This is a genomic window from Mesorhizobium sp. M7D.F.Ca.US.004.01.2.1 (assembly GCF_003997785.1).
Lineage (GTDB): Bacteria > Pseudomonadota > Alphaproteobacteria > Rhizobiales > Rhizobiaceae > Mesorhizobium > Mesorhizobium loti.
The window spans coordinates 1-4,092 of the sequence record NZ_RZRQ01000431.1; the positions used below are offsets into that span (position 1 = coordinate 1).

The 4,092-nt window shown below is 62.0% G+C and carries 4 protein-coding genes and 1 pseudogene; all 5 read left to right on the forward strand.

The annotated features are described in order from the left end of the window. Nucleotides 1-99 (forward strand): annotated as a pseudogene (locus EN993_RS32280) (sugar ABC transporter permease); the annotation flags it as partial. Next, nucleotides 92-1,021, forward strand: a complete 930-nt coding sequence (locus EN993_RS32285) for a carbohydrate ABC transporter permease (RefSeq protein ID WP_127265819.1) — start codon at nucleotides 92-94, stop codon at nucleotides 1,019-1,021. The pseudogene EN993_RS32280 and the gene EN993_RS32285, both read left to right, overlap by 8 nt. A 5-nt stretch (nucleotides 1,022-1,026) precedes the next feature. Then, nucleotides 1,027-2,127: an ABC transporter ATP-binding protein gene (locus EN993_RS32290; protein ID WP_126070565.1), complete on the forward strand. Its 1,101-nt coding sequence runs from the start codon at nucleotides 1,027-1,029 to the stop codon at nucleotides 2,125-2,127. Between the two features lie 31 nt (nucleotides 2,128-2,158). Then, a complete protein-coding gene (locus tag EN993_RS32295; RefSeq protein WP_127265821.1) occupies nucleotides 2,159-2,905 on the forward strand; it encodes a sugar phosphate isomerase/epimerase in 747 nt (248 codons plus the stop codon). A gap of 11 nt (nucleotides 2,906-2,916) precedes the next feature. Next, on the forward strand, nucleotides 2,917-4,059 hold the full coding sequence (locus EN993_RS32300; RefSeq protein ID WP_127265822.1) for a Gfo/Idh/MocA family oxidoreductase: 1,143 nt from the start codon (nucleotides 2,917-2,919) through the stop codon (nucleotides 4,057-4,059). Nucleotides 4,060-4,092: the final 33 nt, after the last annotated feature.

Genomic DNA, 4,092 nt, shown 5'->3' on the forward strand with positions numbered 1-4,092 from the left:
GGCCAGGGTTTTGCTGCCTCGACCATGATGCTGCTCTCGGTGGTGATCGTCATCGTGCCGTGGGCCTATCTCGAATTCGGAGGCAGGAAGCGTGTCTGAGCAAGCCGTTTCCATTGCCGCCAACGCCAACAGGCTCGATGCGTCCGGGCCGCGCGGGCCGCGGCCGCGGCACACCTTCTCGCGCCGCAACATCTTCCTCTATGGCACGCTGATCGTGATGGCGGTCTACTACCTTCTGCCGCTCTACGTGATGGTCGTCACCTCGCTCAAGGGAATGCCCGAGATACGGCTCGGCAACATCTTTTCGCCGCCGCTCGAGATCACCTTCGAGCCGTGGGTCAAGGCGTGGTCGACGGCCTGCACCGGCCTCAACTGCGACGGGCTTTCGCGCGGCTTCTGGAATTCGGTGCGCATCACCGTGCCGTCGGTGCTGCTGTCGATCGCCATCGCCTCGGTGAACGGTTACGCGCTGGCCAATTGGCGCTTCAAGGGCGCCGATACGTTTTTCATCATCCTGATCGTCGGCGCCTTCATTCCCTACCAGGTGATGATCTATCCGATCGTCATCATCCTGCGCGAGATCGGCCTCTATGGCAGCCTCAGCGGCCTGGTGGTCGTCCATTCCATTTTCGGCATGCCGATCCTGACGCTGCTGTTCCGCAATTATTTCTCCTCGATGCCGGAGGAGCTGTTCCGGGCGGCGCGTGTCGACGGCGCGGGCTTCTGGGGCATCTTCCTGCGCATCATGATGCCGATGTCGCTGCCGATCTTCGTCGTCGCCATCATCCTGCAGGTGACCGGCATCTGGAACGACTTCCTGTTCGGCGTCGTCTACACCCGCCCCGACACCTATCCGATGACGGTGCAGCTCAACAACATCGTCAATTCGGTGCAAGGCGTGAAGGAGTACAACGTCAATATGGCCGCCACCATCCTGACCGGGCTTGTGCCGCTCATCGTCTACTTCATTTCCGGCAAGCTTTTCGTGCGCGGCATAGCCGCCGGCGCGGTGAAAGGGTGATGGCGATGACGGCAGCCAACGGCACCAGTGTTTCGATCCAGGATCTGTCGCTCAATTTCGGCGCGGTGACCGTCCTGGAGACACTCAACCTCGATGTCGCCAATGGCGAGTTCATCGTGCTGCTCGGGCCGTCCGGCTGCGGCAAGTCGACCTTGCTCAACTGCATCGCCGGCCTGCTCGACGTCTCCGAAGGCCGCATCTTCATCAAGGGCAAGAACGTCACCTGGGAAGAGCCCAAGGACCGCGGCATCGGCATGGTGTTCCAGTCCTATGCGCTCTACCCGCAAATGACGGTGGAGAAGAACCTGTCCTTTGGCCTGCGTGTCGCCGGCACGCCAAAAGAAGAGATCGCCAAGCGGATCGCGCGGGCGGCCGAAATCCTGCAGATCGAGCCATTGCTGCAGCGCAAACCGGCAGCACTTTCCGGCGGACAGCGCCAGCGCGTGGCGATCGGACGGGCGCTGGTGCGCGATGTCGACGTGTTCCTGTTCGACGAGCCGCTGTCCAATCTCGATGCCAAGCTGCGCGCCGAACTGCGCGTCGAGATCAAGCTGCTGCATCGCAAGCTGCAGAACACCATGATCTACGTCACGCACGATCAGATCGAGGCGATGACGCTGGCCGATCGCATCGCGGTGATGAAGGGCGGCGTCATCCAGCAGCTCGATGCGCCGCAGACCATCTATAACAGGCCGGTCAACCGCTTCGTCGCCGGCTTCCTTGGCTCACCCGCGATGAATTTCATCGATGGCGAGCTGCAGGCCGGCGCTGGCCCGGTGTTCAAGACCGATGGTGTTGCGGTGCCGCTTGACCGTTATGGTTTCGAGGGCAGCGATAGCCCCACCGGCGCTTGCGTACTGGGCATCCGGCCAGAACATATTGCCTTCGGCGAAGCGGCGAGGTCGATGCCCTTTGTCGCTGACGGGGCTGTCGAGATTGTCGAGCCGATGGGCTCGGACACGCTGGTGTGGACGAAACTCGGCGGCCACAATCTTTCCTTCCGCGTCGAGGCGGAAAGGACGCTTCGCAACGGCGATCCGATCCGGATCGGCTTCGATCCGGCACGCGCTTCGCTGTTCGATGCCGCCACCGGCAACCGCTTATAACTCCCAAGCCCAAAAGAAACGGACAGAGACGATGAACTGGTCATTCCAACTTTACAGCGCCCGCAATTTCCTGCCCTGGGAAGGGGTGCTCGCCACGCTCGGCAAGCTCGGCTATACGCAAGTCGAGGGCTTCGGCGGCGTCTATGACGATCCCAAGGCCTTTCGCACCGAACTCGACAAGAACGGGCTCGCCATGCCGACGGGGCATTTCTCGATCGACGCGCTCGAGAACGATTTCGACGGCGTGCGCAAAATTGCCGACGCACTTGGCATCACGCTGCTCATCTGTCCTTTCCTGATGCCCGACCAGCGGCCATCCGATGCGGCCGGCTGGCGTGGCTTTGCCGGGCGCCTGGCCAAAGTCGGCGACGCCGCGAAAAAGGCCGGCTACGGCTTTGCCTGGCACAACCATGATTTCGAGTTCAAGAAACTCGCCGATGGCTCGGTGCCGCAGGATCATATCCTGTCGTCTGCGCCCGAGATCGGCTGGGAGATGGATGTCGCCTGGGTGATACGCGGCGGCGTCGATCCGCTGCCGTGGATTGAGAAGCACGGCAAGCGGATCAGCGCGGTTCACGTCAAGGACATGGCCAAGCCCGGTGAGGGGCTGGACGAGGATGGCTGGTCGGATGTCGGCCATGGCACCATCGACTGGGCCGGCCTGATCAAGGTGCTGCGCGACAAGAGTGCTGCCCAGTACTACGTCATGGAACAGGACAATCCCAACGACATCGAGCGCTTCGCCCGCCGCTCGATCGCAGCCGTCAAGACCTACTAGGAGCAATCAGCATGGCAAAGAAACTTGGCATCGGCGTCATCGGCTGCGGCAACATCTCGAAAGCATATTTTTCGCTGGCGCCGCTGTTTCGCGGCATCGAGATGCGTGCCTGCGCCGACATCAACATGGAGGCGGCCAAGGCGCGGGCGAAGGAGTTCAAGCTGCGCGCCGAGACCGTCGAGGGACTTCTGAAGGCCGACGATATCGACATCATCGTCAATCTTACCATTCCGGCGGTGCACTACGAAGTATCGAAGCAGGTGCTCGACGCCGGCAAGCACGTCTATTCGGAAAAGCCGTTCGTGCTGTCGGTCAAGGAAGGGCTCGACCTGAAGAAACGCGCCGAGGCGAAAGGGCTGCGCATCGGCTCGGCGCCTGACACCTTCCTGGGCGGCGCGCATCAGCTGGTCCGCGACCTGATCGACACCGGCAAGCTCGGCAAGATCACCAGCGGCACCTGCCATGTGATGAGCCACGGCATGGAGCACTGGCACCCCAACCCGGACTTCTTCTTCCAGCCGGGCGCGGGTCCGGTGCTCGACATCGGACCGTACTATATCACCAATCTGATCCAGTTGATCGGGCCGGTGAAGCAGGTCGCGGCCTTCGCGACGACACCGGCCAAGGAACGGACGATTTCATCAAAACCGCGCGCCGGAGAAAAGATTCCGGTCGCGACACCCACAACCATCCATGGCCTGCTGGAGTTCGAGAATGGCGCCGTAGTCACGCTCAACACCAGCTGGGACGTCTGGACCCATGGTCACGCGCCGATGGAACTCTATGGCGAGACGGGCACGGTGTTCGTGCCGGATCCGAATTTCTTCGGCGGCGATGTGCGCTTCACGCAAGACAGCAAGCCGGTCAAGAAGCTGCCGAAATGGAAGCACCCGTTCGGTATCCCCAATGAAATGCATGGGCAAGGCATGATGGCCAACTACCGCACGTCAGGTCTCGCCGACATGGCGGTGGCGATCGTGGAAGGCCGGCCGCACCGCTGCTCGATGGAACTGGCGCTTCACGCCGTCGATGTGATGACCGGCCTGCTGCGCTCCGGCGAAACCGGCAAGTTCGTCGCCATGCAGACCACCTGCGAACGGCCGGCCGCACTGGGCGTCAAGGAAGCCAAAGAGCTTTTGGCAAAGAAGAAGTAGGCGGCACACCTCAACCCTCTCCCCGTTCCGACG

Bases quoted from the DNA above. Each gene is read 5' to 3' on its own strand.
- EN993_RS32290 (WP_126070565.1), top strand. From the start codon at position 1,027: ATGACGGCAGCCAACGGCACCAGTGTTTCGATCCAGGATCTGTCGCTC.
- EN993_RS32295 (WP_127265821.1), top strand. From the start codon at position 2,159: ATGAACTGGTCATTCCAACTTTACAGCGCCCGCAATTTCCTGCCCTGG.
- EN993_RS32300 (WP_127265822.1), top strand. From the start codon at position 2,917: ATGGCAAAGAAACTTGGCATCGGCGTCATCGGCTGCGGCAACATCTCG.